Source organism: Schaalia sp. JY-X159, from assembly GCF_014525425.1.
Taxonomy (GTDB): domain Bacteria; phylum Actinomycetota; class Actinomycetes; order Actinomycetales; family Actinomycetaceae; genus Scrofimicrobium.
In genome coordinates, this window is the sequence record NZ_JACEXI010000008.1 from 25,337 (window position 1) to 48,270 (window position 22,934).

At 59.4% G+C, this 22,934-nt stretch carries 21 protein-coding genes and 1 pseudogene; 11 read left to right on the forward strand and 11 right to left on the reverse strand.

What is annotated here, in order from left to right; genetic code table 11:
* Positions 1 to 11: 11 nt before the first annotated feature.
* Together IDL90_RS11020 and IDL90_RS11025 are read right to left on the reverse strand one after the other, a co-directional pair.
* On the reverse strand, positions 12 to 1,292 hold the full coding sequence (locus IDL90_RS11020) for a nucleotide sugar dehydrogenase (RefSeq protein ID WP_187995468.1): 1,281 nt from the start codon (positions 1,290 to 1,292) through the stop codon (positions 12 to 14).
* Positions 1,279 to 2,238 (reverse strand): NAD-dependent epimerase/dehydratase family protein, encoded by a 960-nt coding sequence (locus IDL90_RS11025; RefSeq protein WP_187995470.1) that lies wholly within the window; start codon positions 2,236 to 2,238, stop codon positions 1,279 to 1,281. Before IDL90_RS11025 ends, IDL90_RS11020 begins: the two co-directional genes overlap by 14 nt.
* Before the next feature lie 121 nt (positions 2,239 to 2,359).
* Between IDL90_RS11025 and IDL90_RS11030 the strand changes: the two genes are divergently transcribed.
* The 4 genes and pseudogenes from IDL90_RS11030 to IDL90_RS11045 form a co-directional block, all read left to right on the forward strand.
* Positions 2,360 to 3,523: a glycosyltransferase family 4 protein gene (locus tag IDL90_RS11030; protein ID WP_187995472.1), complete on the forward strand. Its 1,164-nt coding sequence runs from the start codon at positions 2,360 to 2,362 to the stop codon at positions 3,521 to 3,523.
* A gap of 1,539 nt (positions 3,524 to 5,062) precedes the next feature.
* Complete coding sequence (locus tag IDL90_RS11035; RefSeq protein WP_187995474.1) at positions 5,063 to 6,019, forward strand: hypothetical protein; 957 nt, start codon at positions 5,063 to 5,065, stop codon at positions 6,017 to 6,019.
* The gene (locus IDL90_RS11040) at positions 6,016 to 8,802 is read left to right on the forward strand and encodes a hypothetical protein (protein ID WP_187995476.1); all 2,787 of its coding nucleotides are present in this window, start codon (positions 6,016 to 6,018) and stop codon (positions 8,800 to 8,802) included. The genes IDL90_RS11035 and IDL90_RS11040 overlap by 4 nt, the downstream gene beginning before the upstream one ends.
* A gap of 171 nt (positions 8,803 to 8,973) precedes the next feature.
* Positions 8,974 to 9,219: pseudogene (locus tag IDL90_RS11045) on the forward strand (transposase); the annotation flags it as partial.
* A 30-nt stretch (positions 9,220 to 9,249) separates the two neighbouring features.
* On the opposite strand, the gene IDL90_RS11050 reads toward IDL90_RS11045, so the two are convergent.
* From IDL90_RS11050 to IDL90_RS11085, 8 genes are all read right to left on the reverse strand, one after another.
* A complete protein-coding gene (locus IDL90_RS11050) occupies positions 9,250 to 10,734 on the reverse strand; it encodes a hypothetical protein (protein WP_187995480.1) in 1,485 nt (494 codons plus the stop codon).
* Between the two features lie 52 nt (positions 10,735 to 10,786).
* Positions 10,787 to 10,912, reverse strand: coding sequence for a hypothetical protein (locus IDL90_RS11620; RefSeq protein ID WP_262509172.1), 126 nt, complete (start codon positions 10,910 to 10,912; stop codon positions 10,787 to 10,789).
* A 480-nt stretch (positions 10,913 to 11,392) separates the two neighbouring features.
* The gene (locus IDL90_RS11060) at positions 11,393 to 11,755 is read right to left on the reverse strand and encodes a hypothetical protein (RefSeq protein ID WP_187995482.1); all 363 of its coding nucleotides are present in this window, start codon (positions 11,753 to 11,755) and stop codon (positions 11,393 to 11,395) included.
* Between the two features lie 212 nt (positions 11,756 to 11,967).
* Positions 11,968 to 12,852, reverse strand: coding sequence for a nucleotidyl transferase AbiEii/AbiGii toxin family protein (locus tag IDL90_RS11065; RefSeq protein WP_187995484.1), 885 nt, complete (start codon positions 12,850 to 12,852; stop codon positions 11,968 to 11,970).
* Positions 12,849 to 13,400, reverse strand: coding sequence for a type IV toxin-antitoxin system AbiEi family antitoxin (locus tag IDL90_RS11070; protein WP_187995486.1), 552 nt, complete (start codon positions 13,398 to 13,400; stop codon positions 12,849 to 12,851). Before IDL90_RS11070 ends, IDL90_RS11065 begins: the two co-directional genes overlap by 4 nt.
* Positions 13,401 to 13,591: 191 nt before the next feature.
* Entirely contained in the window at positions 13,592 to 14,506 is a 915-nt protein-coding gene (locus IDL90_RS11075; RefSeq protein ID WP_187995488.1) for a helix-turn-helix domain-containing protein, read from the reverse strand.
* A gap of 36 nt (positions 14,507 to 14,542) precedes the next feature.
* On the reverse strand, positions 14,543 to 15,391 hold the full coding sequence (locus IDL90_RS11080; RefSeq protein ID WP_187995490.1) for a nucleotidyl transferase AbiEii/AbiGii toxin family protein: 849 nt from the start codon (positions 15,389 to 15,391) through the stop codon (positions 14,543 to 14,545).
* On the reverse strand, positions 15,330 to 15,908 hold the full coding sequence (locus tag IDL90_RS11085; RefSeq protein WP_223175324.1) for a type IV toxin-antitoxin system AbiEi family antitoxin domain-containing protein: 579 nt from the start codon (positions 15,906 to 15,908) through the stop codon (positions 15,330 to 15,332). The genes IDL90_RS11080 and IDL90_RS11085 overlap by 62 nt, the downstream gene beginning before the upstream one ends.
* Positions 15,909 to 16,163: 255 nt before the next feature.
* On the opposite strand from IDL90_RS11085, the gene IDL90_RS11090 reads away from it, so the two are divergent.
* The 7 genes from IDL90_RS11090 (at position 16,164) to IDL90_RS11120 (ending at position 20,969) form a co-directional block, all read left to right on the forward strand.
* Positions 16,164 to 17,324, forward strand: coding sequence for an aminotransferase class I/II-fold pyridoxal phosphate-dependent enzyme (locus IDL90_RS11090; protein WP_223175325.1), 1,161 nt, complete (start codon positions 16,164 to 16,166; stop codon positions 17,322 to 17,324).
* Positions 17,317 to 17,934 (forward strand): sugar transferase, encoded by a 618-nt coding sequence (locus IDL90_RS11095; protein ID WP_316930326.1) that lies wholly within the window; start codon positions 17,317 to 17,319, stop codon positions 17,932 to 17,934. Before IDL90_RS11090 ends, IDL90_RS11095 begins: the two co-directional genes overlap by 8 nt.
* The gene (locus tag IDL90_RS11100) at positions 17,931 to 18,587 is read left to right on the forward strand and encodes an acetyltransferase (RefSeq protein WP_223175326.1); all 657 of its coding nucleotides are present in this window, start codon (positions 17,931 to 17,933) and stop codon (positions 18,585 to 18,587) included. The genes IDL90_RS11095 and IDL90_RS11100 overlap by 4 nt, the downstream gene beginning before the upstream one ends.
* Positions 18,588 to 18,708: 121 nt before the next feature.
* On the forward strand, positions 18,709 to 19,227 hold the full coding sequence (locus tag IDL90_RS11105; protein ID WP_182142360.1) for a hypothetical protein: 519 nt from the start codon (positions 18,709 to 18,711) through the stop codon (positions 19,225 to 19,227).
* A 37-nt stretch (positions 19,228 to 19,264) separates the two neighbouring features.
* Positions 19,265 to 19,642, forward strand: coding sequence for a helix-turn-helix domain-containing protein (locus tag IDL90_RS11110; RefSeq protein WP_182142359.1), 378 nt, complete (start codon positions 19,265 to 19,267; stop codon positions 19,640 to 19,642).
* A 62-nt stretch (positions 19,643 to 19,704) separates the two neighbouring features.
* On the forward strand, positions 19,705 to 20,100 hold the full coding sequence (locus IDL90_RS11115) for a hypothetical protein (protein WP_187995494.1): 396 nt from the start codon (positions 19,705 to 19,707) through the stop codon (positions 20,098 to 20,100).
* Between the two features lie 362 nt (positions 20,101 to 20,462).
* Positions 20,463 to 20,969, forward strand: a complete 507-nt coding sequence (locus tag IDL90_RS11120) for a hypothetical protein (RefSeq protein WP_187995496.1) — start codon at positions 20,463 to 20,465, stop codon at positions 20,967 to 20,969.
* Here the strand turns inward: IDL90_RS11120 and IDL90_RS11125 are convergent.
* On the reverse strand, positions 20,966 to 22,879 hold the full coding sequence (locus IDL90_RS11125) for a nucleoside-diphosphate sugar epimerase/dehydratase (RefSeq protein ID WP_223175327.1): 1,914 nt from the start codon (positions 22,877 to 22,879) through the stop codon (positions 20,966 to 20,968). The genes IDL90_RS11120 and IDL90_RS11125 overlap by 4 nt on opposite strands.
* Positions 22,880 to 22,934 lie beyond the last annotated feature (55 nt).

Sequence of the window (22,934 nt, forward strand, 5' to 3'; positions counted from 1 at the left end):
TCAACCTCCTACTACAACCACAAGCTTGACACGTTAGGCGCGAGCGCACCCTTGAGGTCATACACTACGGGCCCAGCTGTACTGGATCCGTTGAGCGTTGATTCATACTGAGCTGAGTCTGCGAACTGACTGTGTGCCACGGCAAGAATGACGCCGTCGTAGGCTGTCTCGGGGATTGTCTCTACCAACTCAATCCCAAACTCTTCAACCGCCTCGTCTGGATCAGCCCACGGGTCGTGCACGTCGACGTCGATGCCGTAGTCTTCCAGCTCTCGGATAACGTCAATGACCTTGGTGTTGCGAAGATCAGGGGTGTTTTCCTTGAAGGTGAGACCCAGGACTAGGACCTTGGCTCCCTTGATCTGTACGCCTCGCTTCGCCATCTCCTTGACCAACTGCGAGGCAACGTAGGGACCCATGGAGTCGTTGATGCGACGACCTGCCAGAATCATCTCAGGGTGGTGCCCCACTGACTGCGCTTTGTGTGTCAGGTAGTAGGGATCAACGCCGATGCAGTGACCACCAACCAGGCCAGGCGTGAACTTGAGGAAGTTCCACTTCGTACCGGCTGCCTCGAGAACGTCCCGCGTGTTGATTCCGAGCTTGCCGAACAGGATTGCCAATTCATTCATGAGGGCGATGTTGACGTCACGCTGAGTGTTCTCGATTACCTTGGCTGCCTCAGCAACCTTGATGGTTGGTGCCTTGTGGGTGCCAGCCACGATGACCTTCTGGTAGAGGTCGTCGATGAAGTCAGCGGCCTCCGGGGTAGATCCGGACGTGATCTTCATGATGTTCGTGACACGACGTTCCTTGTCGCCCGGATTGATCCGCTCCGGAGAATAGCCGACAAAGAAGTCTTCGTTCAGCTTCAGCCCGCTCTCCTGTTCAAGAATTGGCACGCAGTCTTCCTCGGTTGCGCCGGGGTAAACGGTGGACTCAAAGATGACCACGTCACCCGGACGCAGGTGACGCCCAACGGTGCGCGATGCCCCAAGCAGTGGTGTGAGGTCCGGCTTCTTGAACTTGTCGATGGGGGTGGGTGCGGTAACGATGAAAACATTGGCATCGTCGAGGACGTCCTCGTCCGCAGTGACTGTCAGCTGCGTTGCTGAGGCGAGCTCCTCCGGCTCGACCTCGAGAGTCCTATCGTGACCAGCTTGGAGCTCTGCAACGCGCGATTCCTTGATGTCGAAGCCAACCGTGGGAAACTGCTTCCCGAACTCGACGGCAAGTGGCAGACCTACATACCCGAGGCCGATTACGGCCAGCTTTGTTTCAGCGAGATTCATTGTCGCCCTCAGATCCTTTGATAGAACGGAACCATTCGATAGTGGTTGCCAAGCCATCCGCTAGAGGAGCCGGCTTCACATTGGGGAAAAGTTCCTTGATGCGGATGCCATCAGCCTGTGAAGCCCGCACATCACCTGTTCGAGGCTCGACGTGCTCTCGGTCAATCGGAAAGCCGAGTTGCGATTCCATTTCCTCCAGCAACTCCAGCAGCGTTGTGTTGGTGCCATAGGCCAGGTTGACCGGGTATTCGCTGGAAGTCTTGTTCTTGACTGCTTCCGTTATCACGGCGCACACAGTGTCAACGTGGGTGAAGTCCCGCGATTGGAGGCCATCTCCCTGGATCTGAGCAGGCTGGCCTTCGAGCGCTGCATCGAGGAACTTCGGAATCACAGCGGCATAGGCATGGTCCGCAGGCTGCAGTGGCCCATAGACATTGAAGAACCGGAACGGAAGGGTCTTGAGACCGTAAGAGGACTGGTATGCGAGTGCGTACCCCTCAGTCGCGAGCTTGCTAACCGCATATGGGCTCATCGGCCGAGTCCACACCAGCTCGTTCTTCGGCAACGCAGGGTTGGAGCCGTACACGGAACTAGAGGACGCAACCACGACGTGGTCGACGCCCGCCTCACGGGCGGCTTCCAAAACGTTCAATGTGCCCGTAGCGTTTGCCTCATGAGAGGGACGTGGGGCTGCAACCGAACGAGGAACACTTGGAATTGCACCCAGGTGGACAATGGAATCGACGCCCTCGTCCGCTGCCAAGAGAGTCGGGTAGTCGAGGATGCTTCCCTCAATGAAATCCACGTCCAGGCCATCTAGGCTGGATAGTCGCCCAGTGCTCAAGTCGTCAATGATGCGCACCTGCACGCCCTCGACATTCTCAAGGAGGTAACGGGACAGATTCGAACCGATGAAGCCGGCGCCGCCGGTTATGAGAACTCGCATGATTCCATGCTATTCCTCCGTTCTCCTATCGCTGAACTTACGGCTGCAATAGCGCACAGAATCACACCCGCAACCAATGGTGGACCGTACACGGTGCTACGGGCGACGGTACAGTGTTTTTATGCTCTCATCTGCACCCAAAGGGTCTGCGAACCGCGTCATCCTCCTCGGAGTCACCTCCTACCTGTCTTTAGGATTCCTTCGAGGGCTTGCCTCTCAGCTGGTTAGCGATGGGTGGGAGGTGCATGTGGTCAGCGCGCCCGTTCCAAGCGACGAGCAACCGTTCGCGGTTCCCGGCGTCGTACTACACGAGGTCGAAATGGCGCGAGAGCCGAGCCCCCTCGCCGATCTCAGGTCTCTTGCTGACTGGAATGTCCTTCTTAAGGAAGTGCGGCCCGACGTCGTCATGGCTGGCACACCGAAGGCCGCTCTCCTTGGCATGTTGTCGAGCGCGGCGGCGCGCGTGCCCGTGCGGATATACCAGATCCGAGGTCTTCGCCTCGAGACAGCCAATGGCCTCCAGCGCAAGGTTCTTGGCGCCCTCGAGAAACTGACCGTCTTGCTCTCAACCGAACGCCTTGCGGTGAGCCGCAGCCTCGCTGAACGCTACTATGCACTCGGCCTCGCTTCGAGGACGTGTAAGCCGATCACTGTCCTAGGCAGAGGCAGCTCGAAAGGCGTCAACGTGGAGCGCTTTGCTGCCGGTGAGGACTACGAACGCCTGCGGGGTGAAGCCCGGCAACGGTGGGGTGTCGAGGGAGGCGTTCCAGTGATCGGATATGTGGGGCGCATTCACGAGGACAAGGGGCTGCGCGAACTGGATGAGGCGAGCCGTCTTCTCGCAGCCCAGGGCTTTGACCACCGCGTCGTGGTGATTGGCCGGTCAGAGGGCAGTGGCCTGGAAGAGCTACTGGCTCGCAATCCGAACGTAATCCTCGCTGGAAGGTCTGATGCGGTTGAGAACGAGTACCCGGGAATGGACATCTTCTGCCTGCCGACACACCGCGAGGGCTTCCCCAACGTGGTGCTCGAAGCGTCTGCAGCGGGGCTCCCAGTTGTGACCACAGACGCCACAGGTGCGGTCGACTCGATCGAGGACGGTCGGACCGGACTTCTCTATCGGACTGGAGACTCAGCGCACCTCGCAAAGGCTCTTGGCTGGCTACTGAGACACCCGGAGGACACCACCCGAATGGGCAGGGCTGGACATGCCTTCGTGGCGGAGGACTACGATCAGGCCGCCGTGACAGAGGCTGTTGCGTCCTGGTTAGAAGGAATCCAGTAGCCCTGCCCTCTACAGGCCACCGTTAGCAGAATCAGGCTCTCGCAAAGTGACTCCGGGCATGGAACCGAACGTTGAATGGGCGCCACGGAGCGTCGACGAAACAGGGAAACGGGAATCCTTGTCTATTTGTGACACATCGCCGAATGTGCCCCCCAGGGGTCAAGAAGGTGGTTAGTATTGTTGCACGCCGCCAACCAAGAGTTGCTACAACAACCATCGGTCAACGGCGTGCTTGCAAGCAGTAGCTTCTAGGAGACAGCGTCGCTTCGACTAAATGTCATCGCTTCTCGGTAGAAACCGCAAATACTTTTCTTCCCGACTTGGGTCGGGGGAAAAGTTGCGCCCAAGTCAAGGTAGAACGGAGTTCCGAACTGGTCGACGTAACGACCACCAACGTATACCCTTTGTCCGGTCTTCCACGTACCGTCTGGGCCTAGTGGATTTCTGTTTACCATACTTTGATATCCTCCTTTCTTTTTTAGTAGGGATAAAACTAATGAGCAGCGTGATCCAGCTAGACCACTACCGTGACAGACTCCAAGGAACAGCCTCGCATTTGTGCGACTGTGGATCTCAATGGTTTGAACTGGTGGTACCCACCCCAGGAACGCTCCCGAGCAATGGTGCCGTGATGGTCGCCGAGGATGGCCACGTCACGGGATACATGGGGGATCTCGTCTGCACAGAATGCAGAGCTGTTCAGCAGTTGAGCTAAGTTGGGAACCCTAACCTCCAGTGAGATTTGTTGGTAAGTACAGCTGAATAACACGCATGTAACTCTCTTATTTCCTGGACCAAATTAGCACACACCTGGGCGGTTTTACCGAGCCGTGTTCCCGCTGCACCTGTGGATTCACACCGGCTTTTGAAGGGGAATGGTCTGTATGATCCATCTATCCACAAAGCTCACCAGCGTATAGCGAACGCCACAGTGTTGTTTGTCGTCTACAACCGTTGCTACTTCGGCGAAAAGTCCCATTGCATGCGCTCTTGCAGACGCAAACCTAAGAGGCTGTGGATAACTCTATTTCACATTTCCACAGGCACAACATGTAGTGGTTTCTGTGGATAACCGCCCCCTAGATGTAGTGTCCCGCCGGCGTGTCGCAGCCAAGCTTTGGACCATTGTGATCTGAGCGTCGAGGTGATCGGACTCATTCCCGACAACCACACCGCAACTGAATGACTCCCGCAGTTGTGACTGGATCTCCGGATCCTCCCCGAAGTCATTGACCAGAAACGCGACTACTGTTGGCAAGGAGTTACCTTCGGCCCTGCAAGCGCTTGCTAGGGTCCGCGCGCGAACAATGTCCACCCGCCCTCACCACTTCATGATCTTCAATGCAGTCTGCCCGGAGTGCTAGGCGGCGCATGCGGCGTCGGTGAGCATCGCTATCATCGTTCTATGGAACGAGCCCAACCCGGGCTCGATCGACCAGAGTAGACCTTCGGGAGGGAAACACCATGGGTTCGTCTGGTAAGGCTCGACAGAGGACACGTCGACGAAGCCCAATCGCGCCAAGAAATGACAATGCTCCAGTGCCGCCACACTTTACGGACAGCGACGCCCGCGAAGAGCTGTGGGGGAAGCTGCGGCACGGCTCGCGCAACGTCGCTGGTGTCACTTGGCAGCTTGCTGTCTCGGTGCACGTGCTTGTGATGTCTCGTGCAGGCATCCTGCCGTTCACCACGCTGGTTCCCGAAGGCTTCGAGGACCTCGACTGTCGAACAGCTACAGGCGACGAGACCTTGGTGCAGGTGAAGGAGGTCAGCGCTGGAGCGGGACAGCTAGGGACTTCACGAATCCGCGACGCAATCTTGCACGCCATGCGTGTGACGACCGGCCCGATCGTTATCGTCACCGATGGCAGCGTCGGTTCAGGCTTGCAGTTCACGGGATGGGACGAACCACTTGCCGCACAGCCTGAGCGGTGCATAACTCTAGCTGACGCCCTCGTCGCCAAGGGCCTGACCAAAGCAGACGCAACCAGCGTGTTGGGACGTGTCCACCTCGTGTCGTTGCCGTGGAACCTACGCGAGCAGACCGAAGCACTCCTCTGCGACACGCAAGGTGTTCATCCATCGGTTGCTTCATTCACTGTCGGTCAGCTGTACGAAGCCTTTGGGGAGGCAAGTGCGGACCAACGTCATTTGGACCTCAACCGAGCCCGAACGCTTACGCTCAGCGACGTTGACACCGTGCTGCACAAGGTCCAGTCAGCGGTCGACGTTAACGGCTTGGATGCTGCAGTGTCCGCAGGTGTGTGCCGCCCCGCAGATTACTCGGCCACAGGGGTAGCGTCCGCGAGCCGGTTCTATCTGGGCGTGGACGGGGCCCCAATCCACATCGCACAGGGTCTGGATGTGATCCGGGCTGACGAGATGGACCAGATCACACAGGCAGCTCGAAACTCCGAGTACACCGTCATCGTCGGGCCGTCCGGTTCGGGTAAATCGGTGCGGCACGCGAAGAGGACTTCAGTCCCCGTCTTTTGAACGGCAGTACACGTGTAATCAAGCCTGTGCTCGACCGCCTCACCGCTGAGCTAATTGCAGAGCGTGTCGAGCGCGCCGAGCTTACGACGAAGATGGCCCCCGCAGAAGCTCTTGCGCGAAGTGACGGTCTACTCATGGAGTTCCTCTCCTTGCTGCGCGAAGGCAAGCACCTGGAACAGGTCCTCGCCTCACAAGCCGCCGCGCTGGCGGCTCCCGGCCGAGAGATTCAGCGAGAGGCCGCTCGCCTTGTTCTGGCAGCTCACGCACTCGGATTGTCGTTGACTTCCCGAATGCTCGGAGATGCGCTCGCTGCTATCGCGGGAAGCAACAGCGCGGTCGGCGACGCCCTGGCGACACTGAAGAACGAACATGTCGTCCTCGAGCAAGGCGACATCTGGACGGGGCTCCATGAGCTTCGGTCGCAGACACTGGCAACTCTGCTCCACGACGCCCCGCCCCCTACGCTCGGCGACACCCTGAGCGTCATAGCTCGGCTGCTCCCCGCCGACGAAGCGGGCTGGTTGCTACGTCGATCCGCCGAACGCTTCCCGGAGACCGTCGTCGCTGTTGCCGACGCGGTTGCGAGTAATCTTCATGAGCCAGGTGCCACCTCTTCGGGGGTGGCCGAGCTCCTCGAAGGAGCCGAGCGGGCCGACAACATCGTGTACGCCACCACCTGTCTTCCGATCATTCAGCGCCTCGCCCCTCCTGGAACCTCCCCGACGCTAATTGCTCCAATCGTCCACGGAATTCGCAATCAAGACACGTCCCTCGATCCGATCGGCGCACCAGCGTTCGATCGCACAGCAACGTTGATGACCCGGATCGCGCGAGCGCTGCCGCCGCGTAGTTCGCCTGTGTTAGAAGCCATTACCAGACAGCTCGATTCCACCCTCGTCGTGAGCCTGCTCACTTCGGGGACTCTCGTCGAGGCCGTCCGTCTCTTGGAGGCCCTGGCGGGATCCGTGACGCTCAGCGCATCCGAGGCTAGCGCGGTGTTCCAGGAGTTTGACGAACCGATCAACGCTACACAAGCCGACGCTTGGACGCGTCTGATATCTGCGCTGAATCCGTTCATCGCTAGCGAGAACCGAGAGGCTACCTTCGGACCAGTGGGGCACCGCGCCCTGGCAATCGCGCGAGCCGAGCCTTCGGCTGTCATGTTAGCCATGCAGACGGGGTCTAATCCGTCGGTGACGGTCATGCATGGTCTTGATGTTCCGGAGCAGGCACCCGGCATGACTTGGGACGTCCCCTCCTCAAGCAGCAGCGATCCCCTCAACGACTTCGTCGTAGCATTGGCGCAGCAGTTGGCGTTCGCGTGCCCGGAAGCGGGTCATGTCGCGGTCATAACAATCACACCGTCGGGACGACGTTACAGGGTCGGAGGGTTCGAGCCCGGCTTCAAACACATGGCACGCGAGGTCTTCAAGGAGCGTACTGGAGTCCGACGTAATGTCGGCTTCCAGGGAGCCGTCCGGATGTTGTCGGCGGCACCGACATGGACAGACCTGCTCCTCGAACAGTCACAGATTGCCCAGGCACTTGTGGACATTGCAAGCGAGGGCGCCTTCCGCCTACGGGCCAACGACCCGCCTCACCATGCGCAAGCTTGGGCCGAGCGTGCGCAAGCTGCAAACGAACGAGCAGGCGAACTAGCCTCTACGCCGAAAGACGGATCGAAAGAACGAGCCGCTTCCCATGCCAGCGAGGATGACGCTCAACGACAGAATGACCCGGTGTCACAAGCGCTCGGGGCCGCCGCGCAGGCGCTGAGCAATCTAGGAACGAACGACAATCGCGTCGCGGTGGCATTGTCGCTTCGAGATGCAGCTGCCAAGGTCGAACACGCGCGATTGCTGACTCCGACCTACTTCGGCCTCGATCAACCAGTCCCCGATGCACTCAGCACTGAACTTGAGCGGCTGGCGCGGGCGGCGATCAGCTCTGCGCGCGACCCAGATTCCTGGACCTCAGTGCGCTTCGGCGACCATGCGGCAGTCAATGCGATCACGGCGGCCTCGACAGCCAAGGCTCAACAGCAACAATATGCGGTGTTGTCCGTGATCGAAGCCGCCGTTCCCGGCGCCGTCCTACAGTCAGTGCCGGACCCCTTCCCCTCCCCTACCAGCATCGATCAGACCGGATGGTTAGTGACAGCGGCGCTGCAGGACTGGGACGAAACTGTTAACGCCCTAGCGAACATTGATGTAGATACACGTCGCACTCTCGACTGCAACGTGTGGGCGCTCGCGGTCGATGGCGTCCGCCCGCTTCCGCTAGCCGTGATCATGGCGCACTACGGTGAGCAACCCGTTCTCCCACTGGCGGGCGGATCTCTTGACCAGCACCTCACGGCAGCCGGACTCCCGTTGGCGCAGACAGTAGATGCCGCGACCGCGAAGGTCCGCGAGCTGGCCGCTACGGTAGCCCAGGCTTCATGGGCGTTGGCCCTGCACCGTAGTCGGCCGACCGATTGGCCGTCCACAGTGCCGGCACCAGAGATCGACGACCTAGACAGGTTAGCGATCGCTGCCCAGAGCGCAGTCGCACAACTTCCAGATTCCGTGGGGTCTGTCCTCGGAGCCGCCCTCGACACGTTGGTCGCACAAGTCAAGTTGGAACTGCAGGAGGCAACCGACCTGACACTCGCCGGGGAACTACTCGACGTAGCCGATCGGGGACCCACCCCCGCAGCCATCGACGCGGGTCTCTGGCAAGCCCTGACCGACCTTTCCCTAGCCCCCGCCATTGGTTTCCAAGCCAGCGAGGGGTTCGTATGAACATTCCAGATATCGGCTTCACGCGCGTGCGCTCACTGGGTGCGGGAGGCCCGCGCGGCGGGTACAAGCAACTCATCTGCGAGCTGGGCGTATAAGAGCTCCCGCACGCCGAGGGGAAGCTCGTGTCCCTTCACGGAGCCGGAAGCGGTTGAGGCGTCGAGTGCTACTGGACTCTCCCGACGAACCTTCACCAGCGCCGCTGCTTTGGCCTCCTACGCAGGCTTAGCACCCACGACCAAGCGGCCAGGAATATCCATAGAGTCCGAGCGCGTTGGCCACGGTAGCAACAAGCAACTCAAACGCGTCCTGTTCCTATCCACCATCATCGTCCTCACTCACCGCCGACCCAGTGTCCCCTGGGCCGCGCTCAGAGACGGCAGCCCTTACAACACAGCCGAAACAGTCGTCGTGGCTTGACAAGTAGCAAAAGGGGGCACCCCGGGTTCATCAATCAAGCCCGAGGGCCTCCCGAACGAGGTCTGTGAGTAGCGTCGGTGGAGCAATAGAGACGGTCACGTCTCCCTTGAAGATTTCGTTGTAGCCCCGAGCAGTCGCATCCCAGGTCCCTCGAATCACCTCGGGGGTCTCCCCCCTTGTGATCAGGACCGAGTCGCCGTCGTCCGTTTCGAAGTCCCCTTGGGGTCTGAGGTCTCCTACGCTCACGTCAACATTTACTGAGCGGGTAGTCCTCCACGATGCAGCCGGTGGAACGTAGGGACGTGAGCCTCGAACACCTTGATCGGTTATCGAAGAGGCCAAGTTGGCGGTGTACCCGACGTTGAGGCCGACGTCTCGCCTTGTCGGACCCCATTTTCGCGGCGGGAGTGGCAAGCTCACCTGTCTCAGATGCACCCGACCCCCGTACCCTTTGCGGTCGATTGCCTCGACTGCCCCCTCGATGTGCAGCGTGACCCTCACGTCATGCATGAATGTCAACGTCTTGTTCACGATGTTGACTTCGTTGGCCGCGAGGAGCCGGGCAGCAAGTGCTTCAAGCGCTTCGGGCCAAGCGGCGCGGAAGTCGGATGCCCACGCCTCCACCTCGTCCTTGTAGTCCCGTTCGGACCGCTTCTCCGGTACTTCGGTGTTGTCAAAGAGGGCTGCTCCGACCAGTCCTCTTGTCTGCTCGGACACCGAGCGGAACATAGCTTCTGACAATCCCATTCCCCCGAGATGCAGGCCCCAAGGCCCTGCCACGACTCCCGTCACTCCGAGCCCCTGCACCTCCGACGGCGCTGCTGGGGCCGGAGCTGGGAGGGCATCGAGCAGGAGCCTTTTCGTCTTTGCGATGTACTCGTTTACTGTTCGGTCTTCGTCTACGACGAGCGGGACCACGGTTCCGACGACGCTGACCTCAAGCTCCACCGGGTCCGCCGGACGCGCGCTGCCGCGTGCTATGAGGAGGTCAAGCTCGTCTGCAGTCGCCTCGCGCGTCTCTCCGTCGCCCCTGAAATAGATGCGCCCGCTCTGGAGTCCTTCACCGTTTGCACGACATATGAAGGGCCGCTGACCTGTCTGTGGCGGGTCTACAAGAAGCACGATCACCTGATTGGGCGATTCTTCGACGGAAACGCGAACAATATCCCAGTGAGGCCCTCTGGCGCCAAGGAAGGGCTGAATGACTTGGGATAACGCGAGCATTTCAACTGGCGGCACCCCCTCGGCACCGTTCCTGGTGACGCCGATGATCATAACGCCATACCCCTCAAAGGCTTCCGCTGCGCGTTCTGGCAGTCGGTTCGCTGCCCCGAGGATGAACTTGGCGAGTTTCGCTTTGTTCACCTTGCTTGCCAGGTCAGGCGGTCCCTTGAGTTCCAGGTAGTGGCGCTCGGCAAGGTCGCCCCTAGCCGCCGCCGCTGCCACAAGCTGCGTCGCCGCAAGTTCGCCTCGTGGTGCGTGCGTGAGGTCGAGCTCAGGTTCCGGTGCGTTCATGTGGCATCACATCCAGGGAACGAACCAGCTCTCTGCCGAGAAAGCCCTGTCATCAATTCTGAAACCTCTCCCTGGCGCTCTCCTCCACGATGACGGCCTCAACCAGTACGCGGAAACGGTCTTTGTCGCCGCGGCGTTCGGCCTCAACGAGGTAAGGCAGCAGGTTCGCTCGCGCCATCTCCGGGCTCCTCTGGTGGTGCGCTATCATCCACAGGAATCCTACCGGGATGGCCCCGACACTGCCGAGGCACACCAACGCAAATCGTTGACCGCCTCCATGAGAGGTACCCGGCGCCGGAGTATGCTGGGCCGAGCGACGGCAATCTCGAAAGGGTCGACGTCCCTGGTATCTTCCCCTAGACAGCGCCTCTTCGAGCATCCCTAACGAGGCACCGGAACGCCTGCCGTCACGGAGGGCTTCTCGTTGCCAAGTGAGCCAGAAGCCCGTCCGCCGTACTCGCGGCATAGCTCCTTGCAGACAGGGTCGGTGCCCTTCGTCGCAAGCGAGCTCCTGAATCTCGCGGTTCCGGCGGGCCCAGCTTGAGGACACGCCTTCACCACAGCAGACGGGAACAGTCGCGGTCGACGAGTCGAGGCACCGACTGCAGTCAGGCTCCGCGCACCACGCGGTGCGCGGGATCAGCAAGTGGCTAAGATTTCAGGTGTATCCGGGGCTCCTTGAGCCGGTGCCGCTGTAGTCAGGGATTAGGCGAACGATATTTTTGGCATGCGCGCCGATTCGTGCGGGCCAAGCGACCCGCGACATCAGCAAGAAGACCGAGTTGATCTCGGCTACGGCGCAACGTTCCAAGACTGGCCAATCGAAAACGCCTCCCGAACCGCCGAACACGGCAACGTTTTCTAACAAGAAGCCGACCCCACCACCGCACTTGTCTTTCTCCGCTACATCTGCCTCATCTCGATCAGCACGACGCAGGAAGAGCTCGGCACTGCTGTCACGACGATCGATCCGGCAGCGGTCCAAGCCTCCCGTGAGACCCGTCATCTCGTCGGGCAGCAAGCCCAATCCTTCGCCGTCCCAGCGCTACCGCTGTGCCGAGGCCCGTGAGAAGGACTCGCTGTGGCGCGTGCGGACATCGACAAGTCCTTTGGCTCTGTCTACCTCACCTTGAGTTGCGACTGGTAGATGCGTGGCTGCGTGGACCATACGCGCCCGTACCGGAACCGCCTCCATTCGGGTGCTCGATCAGATCACGTCTTCTACAGAACCGTTCACGCAGGGGCGCTCGGGTTGCTGCTTTCCGTGTTGAACGCCCTCTGCGTATCGAATACCGGGTCAAGGATCGCTGCGATACGCACCATCTGATCGTCCAGATTCTCCTCACACACCGCGGTAAGACCCTCCTTGCGCCGCCAGGCCGACCATTTCGCCTGCGAGCGGGTGCCATACCCCGCAACGACAGGACCAATGGCCTGCAATTCAACGCCACGGTGAGCCGCCACCGCGCGCACGGCTTGAGTAAGTGCCTCGCCTTCAAGGCCAGCATCGCCGAGAGTCACAATGTCAACGTAGTCTCGCCATCGGGTGCTCGTGATGCCCCGTTCAAGGATAGTGACGCCCTTCTCTGCCACGGTTGATTCGGGCGCATAGCCGATGAGGGTGATCGGTTCGCCGAGAATGCGGTCGAGGGTGACTTTGCGTGGAGCGGGAACAATCGGATCTCCGGTCGAGACGTCCCATGACACAGTGCCCTTCCATGTTGAGATCGTGACCTTCACACGAAGGCGCATGCCGGGGTACTCGGCGTCGTCGCGGATCTCGGTGACGTTGATGCTGTCGAGGTCGAACGTGACGCCGTCGTCGACGGTGACATCGGCAACGTCACGTATGACCTGCTCAAGGTGAGCAGGTGTTGTACTCGCGCTGATCGCATTCGAGTCGGCGTCTCTCGTGGGACGGCGCACGCCGTATGCGCCGAGCAGAAGTCCACCTTTCAGCACAAAGTCGGGTGCGTGTGGCGTGCGACCCAGGCGGTAAAGGAATGATTCGAGGGCGTGCCTGGTTAGATATTCCTGTGTGGCCACAGGATTACCGAACCTTGCCGCATCGCCGCGCGCGACTTTTTGAATCTCTCGGTAAACTTCGTCAGCATTCACGCCAGAAACTCCAATGCGTTGAGGACGGGAGACTTTGCGCGCGGAAGCTGGCTGGCGATGTGCATCAACTTGGCTGGTTTCCCTCCGCGGCGCAGCCACTCTTTCGTAGCATCACGCGCAGTCTCATATCCAACGATGGAACGCAATCGGAAGCAGTCTGCGATGGTGCGTTCGGGGCTGTAGATACCGATGATCTGCTCACTCCCTGGAATGAGCATGTCTTCCCGTCCCAAGTTGAAAGTGTCCTTGTCAAAGTGATGCCACCTGATCGAGCCCCGCGTTACAGGGGTGCGGACACCCCGCGGTATTGCAACGTCTAGGGCGTTGGGGATGGTATCGGTGAAATCGTAATGCGCGAGCGCCGATAGCAGGCAGATAGTGGCATCTGATCGCCTAATGGAGGCCTCCATCTGGTCCCAATCCATAGGTGACGCGTCGGCCGGCAGATAAATGCCGCGCGCGATTCGCTGCCACTGTCCCGTTTTGGCGCCGCGGTATAGAGCGCTACGGGTTGTCCCGGTCGGCGTGCTAGGCGTGATCGCGCGCATCTCAGGCACCTCCTGTTATGAATCGTATACAGATAACCGTACCTGATAACAGTTCGTACCACCAGTGTCTGGCGCAAACCCCATGCCGTCAGAAGGTTCAGGACTCGAGGGCGGCGGAGCAGACAATCAACAGCAGTCGCCGTCATGCATCGTGCCGTCTGGCGGTAGGGCTGGCACATCCCTTGTTGCCTCTATGACCGCATGGCCGCCAGGAGATGACGGAGCATATCTTCTGCTTTGTCTGGTTCTCTCCCGGACCCGGCGAATGCGTCCAGCACGCCTTGCACGCGCGAGACGAATTGAATGCCGTTATCGGTTTCGGCACCTTCTAATTCTGAGCCTGTTGAAGCGATCAGGAGTACCCCTTCCCCGGGGTTCGTTTCTCTGAGATCTAAAGCTTCCACGGCTTGGGCTGGATCTTCGACATAGATCACGGGGCTGGTCAATGTTGCCGTGGCGCGATCGTCGCGGGCGGCCAGAAGCCCCGAGACTGCGTAGGTGATTCCGGCTTTGCCTAGTCCTTTGGCAAGAGGGCGCCAGCCGTCTATTGCGACAACGGTTCGCCGGGCAACATCGCGTCTGGTGATCTTGCCGGCGTTGCCAGCAGATACGGCGAGCGTCACCATGTGGTCCGCGCTTGCCGGGTCGGAGAGCCAACCAGCGCGAACCCATCGGGTGATCCATCGGCCGATCTCCGTGGCATCTTCGGCAGTTGACCCCGGTGCAGCTTCCACCGCTGAGGCCATCTCTTCATCAAATGCCAGTCCCAAACTCCGAGCCTCTCGTCCTATGGGCTCTCCCAAGGAGGCCGAGCCGATTCCAAGCGAGGAAAGAGCATCCGCGTATGGCCCGACAAGAACAGACTGCAGGACCGACCTGGCGGCGGCAATGGCACTTGGATCACCCGCGGAGACAAGAGAATTTCCGCTGATCCGGTAACCGGTAGCCTCCAGTATTCGGGAAAGCATCCCCCAGGTCGGGTCGAGTTCTGCCCGCTCGATTCGACTGATTGTTGACGGGGAGACTTCCGCGAGCTGCGCAAGCTCCTTGCGGGTGATTCCGGCGAGCGCGCGGACTCGCCGAATAATTGTCGCGGCGTCCATCATCACCACTCCCCCTATTTGCGTATACGCAATCTTGCGTCAAACTCCTCGGCTCAACGAACCCTCAAGCTCGCGCTCAGTACTTGCCAAGGTCGGCTCTTCCCAAGCCTGGGAAGAAAGGTTCCACTGCAATTGGTTTGCACTGCCTGCGAGGACCGGCTCGACGAAAGCCAAACATGTTGCGAGCAGGTCAGCAAAACTCGCTGGGGTTGACTGCTCGAGCCTCTGCTTCCTTCGCCAAACTTCCCACTTGCGTTGCGCAAGCGCGGGCATCTGTGCCAGCAACGGACCAGGCGGCTCCAGCTCAACCTGCCGGTAGCGTGCGACAACGCCGATTGCTTCCTGAAGGTCCGCACCATCGACGGTTCGGGAGCGGGCAATGGCCGCGATGTCAGTGAAATCTCGCCAACGGGTGTTCTGCTCTCCTCGTTCGAGCGCGGTGACGATCTTCTCCGCGAGAACCATGTGGTCCGGATATCCCAGGAGTCGCAGCGTGCCACCCAAAAGTAGCGGCAGGACAGCCTCTGTGGGTGCAGGCCAGATGGGGTCCCCGAAGTTCACGTCGATGTGCAGTGGGACCTGCGCTGTCGCCAGCCGTGCAGTCATCTTGACTCGCACACCGTTGTAATCAGCTTCGTCACGGATTTGCTCTCCACGAATGGAGTCGAGGTCAAATTCCAGACCATCGTCACGAGGGACAGCAAGGATGCTTCTAACGCGTACAGGGTGATGTACTCCGCAGGGTCGCGGTTCTGTCTTCTGGCGAGGTTGCGTAGATCGTTGTACGCGCGCCCCGCTGGGGTGTCTCTGGAAGGAGATGGTGGAGTCACAGCAGCACCTCCAACGCTTGCCGGATCCGAGGAAGCGCTTTGGGGAACGAGCCCGCAACCTTCAGAAGACCTGCTGGTGAGTTCCCTCGTCGTCTCAGCCAACGCCGAAGCGCCTCATATGCAACATCGCTGCCCTCCTGATGCATGAGCCGGAAAGTATCGACAATGCTCCGCTCTGCGGAGTAGATCGCCACTTTGACCCCTCCTCCTGCGTCCGCATGCTCACGCCCGATCAAAAAGGTGGCAGGGTCGAAGCTGTGCCAACTCACGTTCGAGAGCCCGACAGGATGGTGCGTTCCGCGCGGCAACGCGATGTCGGAAGTGAACGGGATCGCGTCGCTGAGGTCGTGATGCACGAGGGCGCTCGTCAGACATAGCGTCGCGTCTTCGCGGAGTGCGGTTGCCGCGGCAAGCATGGTGAGCGCAGGCTGAAGCACTTCCGGGCGGACATAGAGCCCCCGCCCAACGCGCTCGATCTCGTCCCGCTCCAGCAAGGAATACACCTGATCCTTGGTAAAGCCCGCTGCGCGGGCGTCCTCAAGCGTGAAAGCTGGCGCAAGGTCCCGTATCAGCACCCCGGCCTCCTAACTCTTGACACATCAAGAGTACCTGTGGAGGGTTAGACGGGCAAGCGATGCACGCATCGCTGAGCAGGCTCCACCGAGAATGGGCCAAAATCCGTCATTAGCCACCACTCCCGTTCCATCACACGGTCATGTTGCCTATGTCCAAGATAACTACCCGCGGCGATCACCGCACCCCCTACCCGACCTAAGCTGAACCCGTGACCAAACTGGCCTCACCAAAGAACGTGGAGTAGTGGTAACACCGTGCAACCATCAGCCGCAGAACGTATCTACATGTCATCCCCCGACGTTGGGGAACTGGAACGAGAGTACGTAGAGAAAGCCCTCCGCGGTGGATGGGTCGCTCCCTTGGGTCCGGAGGTGGACGCGTTCGAGGACGAGGTCGCTGCCCGCACAGGCCGCGCCTACGCCGTGGCGCTAAGTTCCGGTACTGCCGCCCTCCATCTTGGCCTGCTCGCTATGGGTGTTGGACCGGGCGACACCGTGGTCACCTCATCAATGACGTTCGCGGCAACTGCCAACGCCATCACCTACACCGGTGCGCAGCCGTACTTTGTGGACTGTGACGAGACCGGGAACATGGACCCCGCGCTCCTTGCCAAAGCATTGGAGAAGCTCACTGCCGAGGGCAAGCACATCGCAGCGATCATCCCCGTGGATTTGCTTGGAAAGATGGCAGACTACCCGGCCATCATCGAACTAGCCAATCAGTACGGCATCCCGGTGTTCTCGGATGCTGCCGAGTCCTTCGGCGCCAGCCTCGACGGCCACCCAGCCGGCAGTTTCGGTGAGGCGGCAATCCTGTCGTTCAACGGCAACAAGGTGATGACCACATCCGGTGGTGGCATGTTCCTGACCGACAACAAGGAACTTGCAGACAAGGTCCGCTATCTGGCAACGCAGGCACGCCAGCCCGTCGCCCACTACGAGCACGTCGACATCGGCTTCAACTACCGTATGAGCAACATCTTGGCTGCCCTGGGACGCGCCCAACTCTCCCGCCTCGACGAGATGATCGGGCGTCGCCGGCAGATGCGCGCCCTCTACAAGGAGTTGTTCGAGGACGTCCCCGGCGTCACCGTCTTTCAGACCCAGATTGATGATGAGGACGAGAAGGAAGACAACTGCTGGCTCACCGCGATCCTTGTGGATGAGGACGCAGCGGGCTTCTCCCCCGCTGAGCTCACCGCAGCTCTAGCAGAACTCAGCATTGAGACCAGACCGCTGTGGAAGCCCATGCACCTGCAGCCGGTGTTCGAGGGCGTACCCGCCATAACCAACGGCATCAGCGACCGACTCTTCGCGACTGGCCTGACCCTGCCGAGCGGATCTGCGCTCTCCAAGGAACAGCGAGCACTGGTGGTTGATACGCTGACGAACTTTGTGAAGAGTGCACGTGGCTGAGCCATCACGCTTCTACGCTCCGACCAAGAGGCTCCTGGATGTCGCCGCCGCAAGCGTTGGCCTGATTGTTGCAGCGCCCATTATGGTGGTCACGGCTGCGGCAGTGCGACAGAACCTCGGTTCCCCCGTCCTGTTCAAGCAGGAGCGGCCCGGGAAAGACGAGAAGATCTTCACCCTCTACAAGTTCCGCAGCATGCGTGATGTGGACCTGGAGAAGGGCCTGGTGACAGACGCGGACCGCCTGACGAAGTTTGGAAAGCTGCTCCGTTCATCAAGCCTCGATGAGCTCCCCTCCCTGTGGAACGTTCTGAAGGGGGACATGAGCCTGGTCGGTCCACGCCCACTCTTGGTTGAGTATTTGGGCCTCTACACAGAGGAACAGAGGCGCCGCCACCTGGTGCGGCCCGGAATCACGGGCCTTGCCCAAGCTAGCGGACGCAATGGGTTGGAATGGGAAGAGACGTTCGCACTCGATGTCGAATATGTGGACAACCGCTCCTTGGGTGCAGATGCGAGAATCTTGCTGCAAACACTGCTGACAGTCTTACGCCGGGAAGGTATCTCATACCCCGGTCAAGCCACGATCCATCGGTTCGAAGGTGCAAATTGACCGACATTGTCGTTGTTGGAGCTGGCGGTTTCGGCCGGGAAACCCTCGATGTGATCGAAGCACACAACCGCGTGTGCATAAGGCCTGAGGATCGTTTGAACGTTGTGGGCATCATCGACGACAACCCATCAACGATCAACATTGATCGACTGCGGAGCCGTCATTACGAGGTGCTTGGCGGGTTGGACTTCCTTATCGCAAACAGGCCAGCAGAAGCCTACGTGCTTGGTATCGGTTCCCCGCGGGTGAAGAAGCAAATAGCTGAGCGGTTAGACCGTGAAGGGCTTCACGCACAAGGAGTGATCCACCCTCAAGCGGTAGTCGGATCAGACAACATAGTGGAACCCGGCGTGATCGTGTGTTCAGGAGCCCAGATCTCTACCAACGTGCAACTCGACAGGCACGTGCACGTAAATCCGAATGCAACAATTGGGCACGATACGCACCTTGCGGAGTTCACATCTATCAACCCGGGTGCCATTATCTCTGGCGAAGTGTACGTCGGACCAACCACACTGGTCGGGGCTGGCGCGGTTATCCTGCAGGGCCTGTTTGTGGGCACCGGCTGCACGATCGGTGCAAGCGCATGCGTGACCAAGGACGTCCCGTCGGGCAAGACCGCAGTAGGAATACCTGCCCGCTGGGCGACATAACACTGGTCCTCAGCTGCGAATACCGCGGCGTAGCTTCCGCTACCGGGAGAGACTAGGGAGCTCCACAGAGCCCTGTGGCATCCGAAGCCAAAATGTCGGAACGTCGACTTACCATCGAGATATGCTTCCTGGACATTCCTCATACTGTGCGAGCGGAACCACAGTCACGTTTCACTGGCGCCGCTATGACCACACTTCGCGCGCAATTGATGAAGCGTTGGACTCTCTCGAAGAGGCCGTCTTTGGAAAAGAAGGTCGTCTACGCAATCCCTATATGGTCGGCACTGCCAGAGGCGTCTTCCGCGCAATCCTTGAGCGCGCCGAAATCGGAGCCCTGGAAGACCCAGATGAGGTCAGGAGGATTGTTCGCCCAACGCCAGGGCGAATGTTCGAGTTCCGTTGGAACGACATTGTTGTACTGGAAATGCACGCGGGGGTGCAACGACGGCTTACGGTTCCCGTGCGCCTGCTGGAGATTGAGGCTAGCATCAGGCCGAATGAAGCACTTGGGCTAAGAGCATTTGAGAAAGACACTGCAGGCTCTCCCGATGAAATACGCGCCGCCCAGAACCACGAGATAGATCTGGCCTCCAGAGCATTCACCGCGCTCATTACAGACCAGCCACATTCTCAGAAATAGGAAGTGGCTAGTGCAAATGAAGTATAAGGTTTAGTTTATGAACGATCAGGACAACATCGAAGACGCAGAATCCATCGAACGACGAGCTGCGCATATTCGCCACGATCAACTTCAGATGCTGTCTTCACTTGTCCAGGTGCGCAAGAGGCAAGACCTAAGCCAACTGCAAGTGGCGGAGCGCATGGGTGTCACCCAGCCAATGGTGGCCACTCTTGAGCGGTACGACTCGAATCCGACGCTGTCGACCTTGCTCCGCTATGCAGTGGCAGTCGGCGCGAGGATAAACACCTCTGTTGAGTGCGACGTTTGCGGCTTATGGAGTGATGAAGTGATCCACCAACGGCTCAAGGTGCAGCCCATCGTAAGGAGACCCTCGTGGAAGGCGACGCCCCAACTGAAGAGAGTCGGCGCGTGAGCGCCAGAACGAGTCTGTTTGCCTCACTGGAGTCGGAAGCAGAACTTATCAGTATAAGAACCATGACGGTGAAAGCCTCCAGATACATCGACGACCAAGAATTACAAGAGAACGATCCTCATGGGGACGGGGCATTCGATATAACAGTGTCTTGGCGCGTTGGAAAAGGTGAGGATCCTGGGCACTTTGCCATTGAAGTCACAGGTGAACTTGTTGGGCTCCCGCAGGGAGAGCTTGAACTAACCGTGCAAGCCCGTTTCCATGCTCCTGGTTGGTCAGCAAAGGAACTCTCTGCTGAGCTGATCGAACAGTACGGCGCAGAATGCGGAATCAGGATCCTGTACCCGTTCGTACGCCAAGAAATCATGGACCTCTCACGGCGGGTCCTGAACGGCGAGGTCCTGCTGCCGCTCTTGCTGCCACGCGTGGACTGGGTTAGCGCCGAGGAGGCGGACTAAAGTAGTTCATCGGACATTGCGCCATTCGAAACCTGGGCGCATGATGGGGGAACTCTAGAATCACCGTGGAAATGTGCACAGGTTTCCCGCTGCTCTGACACACCCAGAATCATGCAGGTCCGCGTACGCATGTAACTCAGCGTTATGTGTCCCGGACGCGTTCTCCTGGGACCTGCACTTGTGGTCAATGTTGATGGATGGTGATTAGTGGACTTCGCGCAATGGAACCGCGAAGTGCTTGGCGAAGAGACCTGTGCTGCGGTTGTTGGTGTCACTGCTAGATTCGTGGCTTAAGCAGCAGGGTTCACTAAGCCGTCTTGCTCGCCTGGCGGGTGACTCATCTGTAGCCGAGGAGAAGAGAAATGACTGAGATTCCTATAAGGGTGCTCGATCTACAGATCGACAACGAAGCTGTTGAAGACGTTCTTACGGAAACGCTGGGAGCGTTTCTTGTTACCGGTTCTGAACCGGTTTGTAGGCTGTCGATTTTTGTTGAGCACGGAGAAGTTGTTGAACAGGCGGTAGGCCTCGTGCGCGAGCTGCAAGAGAGGCTCCCCGCGGCCACATTCTTAGATGTGGACCGCGACCTCGTCGGAAGCTCGCAGATCGCACAGAGAATTGGCGTCTCGCGGGAAGCAGTTAGAAAATGGACTCACTTGCAATCGTTTCCAATAGGCCAAGCCAACCTTGACGGTCAGGGCAAGCAGCTGTGGGCCTGGACCCAGATTGTTGACTGGGTGGAACAGTACAGGGGCTTGGACCTCGAAGAGGCTCTCCCCACTTTGGATGAGATCACGGCCATTGAGTTTGGGATCCTCACAGCAAGAAAGCAGAGCAAGAGCGAACGCCATTCGTCAACCGAAAGCTAGACCTGCACGCCCTTACCTGCGTCCACGTGCTCAGTATCAAATGCGCCCTCAGCCTCTTCAACGGCGGCCATCGACTCCAGCTCGATGCGGCGTGCTTCTTGTGAGCGCTGGTTTGCGTCGTAGGCGACCATGTCGTTCCAGGCGTCCTTGTCGAGGTCTGTGGGGCACAGGCCCAGGACTGGGGCGTGGCTGATCTTGGGGTGCAGGGGTGCGACCTCAACTTCAAAGTCGCTGTGCAGTTCTTCGTGGAGTTTTTCGCCCTCACGCAAGCCCGTGAAACGCACCTCTAGGTTCTTGCCGGACATGGCGATCATCTTGTTTGCGACGTCAAGGATGCTGACGGGTTCACCCATGTCAAGGATCAGTACCTCACCAATGCGACCGATAGCGCCGGCTTGGAGGACCAGTTGGCAGGCTTCGGGGATGGTCATGAAGTAGCGGGTGGCGTCCGGGTGAGTGACGGTAACCGGCTTACCGGCTTCGATGAGGCTGCGGAAGGTGGGAAGCATAGAACCGCGGCTGCCAATGACGTTACCGAAGCGCACCGACAGGTAGCGACGGTTGGACTGGCCGCCATGCCATGACACAAGGCGTTCAGCGACACGCTTCGACAAGCCCAACACCGAAGTGGGGTTCGCGGCCTTGTCTGTGGAGATGTTGATCAGGGTTTCAACGCCCGCGGCCTCGCAAGCGCGGATCACGTTGAGGGTGCCGAGGATGTTGGTTTGCCAGGCTTCGCTGGGGTACTGCTCCAGCATTGGCAGGTGCTTCAGCGCTGCGGCGTGGAAGACGACGTCGGGCTTGCGGTCTTGGAAGATAGCGGTCAGGGTTTCGCTGTCGCGAATGTCGGCCAGAACGACCTCGTCCGTATCAAGTAGACCGTTGCCACGAATGTTGATCTCAGTTGCTTGCAGGCCCGTCTCATCACGGTCAAGAAGGATCAGTTCGGCGGGGCCGTGCTTATTGATCTCAACACACAACTGCTGGCCAATGGAGCCGCCAGCGCCGGTAACCAGCACTGTCTTCCCGTTGAGGTAGCCGGCAATCTGCGAAACGTCAGTATCAACCTGGTCGCGGCCCAGAAGGTCTTCAATCTTGAGGTCGCGCAGGTCATGGGAGCTAATTCCCTCACCCAGCATGTGAGCCATCGAGGGCGTGACCTGGACTTTGATGCCCAGTGGTGTAGCGGCCTCTTCAACCTTTTTGAGGACGTCTGTGCCCGGGTCGCCCATCGCAACAATGAGGGTTGTCGCACCCGCTGCCTCTGCCACGTCAGGCAGATCGTAAAGTGTCCCGGCCACCGGAACGCCTTGCAGTACGAGGTGCTTCTTGCGGATGTCATCATCAAGGAAGGCAACCGGACGAATCGACCCATTTGAATCGGTCATCATCTGGCGTGCCAGGTGGTCCCCCACTTGACCGGCCCCGTAAAGAAGAACGGGGTCACCGGTGGAGTCCGGCTTGGAATGGCGCTGGCGGATGTACCTGTCTAGGTAGCGGATGCCGCCCATGAAGAGGACTGCCAGGGCTGTCGCGATGACAGGAACAGTGCGGGGAATACCGATGAAGTCCGGGAACATCAGATCTAACACCCAGATAGTGATACCGACAAGCGCTGTCACTGAGATCAGGGTTCGCAGACTCTCAAATGAGCCACGCAGGTAACGCCCTCGGTACAGCATGAGGAACCAGCCATAGAAAAGCTGCAAGGCGATGGCAAGTGCTATTACCCAGCCAATGTGTCCCCAACTGACGTCGCTTGTCAGGCTCTCAAACCTCAGCAGCATCGCCAGAGGTAAGGAAACCCCCCACGCAACTGCATCAAATGGGAAGGAACGAATAAGGTAGAGGAACCTCGATTCGTCAATGCTTGGTTTATCAGGTACTGCGGTGCGCTCTGAGTCCAGCAACGTTTCCCAACCCCATTCATTAGACCTCTGGTGGTGAAGTTGGGAACGCCAACTT

Coding starts and splice junctions, on each gene's coding strand:
- IDL90_RS11025 (WP_187995470.1), bottom strand. CDS start 2,238: ATGCGAGTTCTCATAACCGGCGGCGCCGGCTTCATCGGTTCGAATCTG.
- IDL90_RS11075 (WP_187995488.1), bottom strand. CDS start 14,506: ATGATGGACGCCGCGACAATTATTCGGCGAGTCCGCGCGCTCGCCGGA.
- IDL90_RS11030 (WP_187995472.1), top strand. CDS start 2,360: ATGCTCTCATCTGCACCCAAAGGGTCTGCGAACCGCGTCATCCTCCTC.
- IDL90_RS11115 (WP_187995494.1), top strand. CDS start 19,705: ATGACGGTGAAAGCCTCCAGATACATCGACGACCAAGAATTACAAGAG.
- IDL90_RS11020 (WP_187995468.1), bottom strand. CDS start 1,292: ATGAATCTCGCTGAAACAAAGCTGGCCGTAATCGGCCTCGGGTATGTA.
- IDL90_RS11620 (WP_262509172.1), bottom strand. CDS start 10,912: ATGGCGCGAGCGAACCTGCTGCCTTACCTCGTTGAGGCCGAACGCCGC.
- IDL90_RS11105 (WP_182142360.1), top strand. CDS start 18,709: ATGCTTCCTGGACATTCCTCATACTGTGCGAGCGGAACCACAGTCACG.
- IDL90_RS11110 (WP_182142359.1), top strand. CDS start 19,265: ATGAACGATCAGGACAACATCGAAGACGCAGAATCCATCGAACGACGA.
- IDL90_RS11120 (WP_187995496.1), top strand. CDS start 20,463: ATGACTGAGATTCCTATAAGGGTGCTCGATCTACAGATCGACAACGAA.
- IDL90_RS11070 (WP_187995486.1), bottom strand. CDS start 13,400: ATGCGCGCGATCACGCCTAGCACGCCGACCGGGACAACCCGTAGCGCT.
- IDL90_RS11050 (WP_187995480.1), bottom strand. CDS start 10,734: ATGAACGCACCGGAACCTGAGCTCGACCTCACGCACGCACCACGAGGC.